Source organism: Mycobacterium sp. E3247 (genome assembly GCF_001667785.1).
GTDB lineage: Bacteria > Actinomycetota > Actinomycetes > Mycobacteriales > Mycobacteriaceae > Mycobacterium.
Genome location: NZ_LZJG01000519.1, coordinates 1 through 1,380 on the forward strand (window position 1 = coordinate 1; position 1,380 = coordinate 1,380).

General features: G+C 64.9%; 1 protein-coding gene and 1 pseudogene. Both read left to right on the forward strand.

The genetic code is table 11. The features are described from left to right. Positions 1-1,050: pseudogene (locus A9X04_RS26730) on the forward strand (DNA-directed RNA polymerase subunit beta); the annotation flags it as partial. A gap of 40 nt (positions 1,051-1,090) precedes the next feature. After that, the coding region (locus A9X04_RS26735) for a hypothetical protein (RefSeq protein WP_156764551.1) at positions 1,091-1,380 on the forward strand (290 nt) is incomplete at its 3' end.

The window sequence follows — 1,380 nt, forward strand, 5'->3', positions numbered from 1 at the left end:
GAGAAGGCCCGCGAGGTCCGCGACACCTCACTGAAGGTGCCGCACGGCGAGTCCGGCAAGGTCATCGGCATCCGGGTGTTCTCCCGCGAGGACGACGACGAGCTGCCGGCCGGTGTCAACGAGCTGGTCCGCGTGTACGTGGCCCAGAAGCGGAAGATCTCCGACGGCGACAAGCTCGCCGGCCGGCACGGGAACAAGGGTGTGATCGGCAAGATCCTGCCGGCCGAGGACATGCCGTTCCTGCCGGACGGGACCCCGGTGGACATCATCCTGAACACCCACGGTGTGCCCCGACGGATGAACATCGGCCAGATCCTGGAGACGCACCTCGGTTGGGTCGCCAAGTCCGGCTGGAACATCGACGGTTCACCCGAGTGGGCGGCCAACCTGCCCGCGGATCTGCTGCACGCGCAGCCGAACCAGATCGTGTCGACGCCGGTGTTCGACGGCGCCAAGGAGGAGGAGCTGCAGGGCATGCTGTCGTGCACGCTGCCCAACCGCGACGGCGAGGTCATGGTCGACGGCGACGGCAAGGCGGTGCTCTTCGACGGCCGCAGCGGTGAACCGTTCCCGTATCCGGTGACGGTCGGCTACATGTACATCATGAAGCTGCACCACCTGGTGGACGACAAGATCCACGCCCGCTCCACCGGCCCGTACTCGATGATCACCCAGCAGCCGCTGGGTGGTAAGGCGCAGTTCGGTGGCCAGCGGTTCGGTGAGATGGAGTGCTGGGCCATGCAGGCCTACGGCGCCGCGTACACGCTGCAGGAGTTGTTGACCATCAAGTCCGACGACACGGTCGGCCGGGTCAAGGTGTACGAGGCGATCGTCAAGGGCGAGAACATCCCGGAGCCGGGCATCCCCGAGTCGTTCAAGGTGCTGCTCAAGGAGCTGCAGTCGCTGTGCCTGAACGTCGAGGTGCTCTCCTCGGACGGCGCAGCGATCGAGCTGCGCGAGGGCGAGGACGAGGACCTGGAGCGGGCCGCGGCCAACCTGGGAATCAACCTGTCCCGCAACGAATCCGCCTCCGTCGAGGATCTCGCTTAATTCAGTTAGTTACTAAACCCGCAAGGGGAAAGGAAGTTACGTGCTCGACGTCAACTTCTTCGATGAACTCCGTATCGGCCTGGCCACCGCGGAGGACATCAGGCAATGGTCTTACGGCGAGGTCAAGAAGCCGGAGACGATCAACTACCGCACGCTGAAGCCGGAGAAGGACGGCCTGTTCTGCGAGAAGATCTTCGGACCCACTCGCGACTGGGAGTGCTACTGCGGCAAGTACAAGCGCGTCCGCTTCAAGGGCATCATCTGTGAGCGCTGCGGCGTCGAGGTGACCCGCGCCAAGGTGCGCCGGGAGCGGATGGGCCACATCGAGCT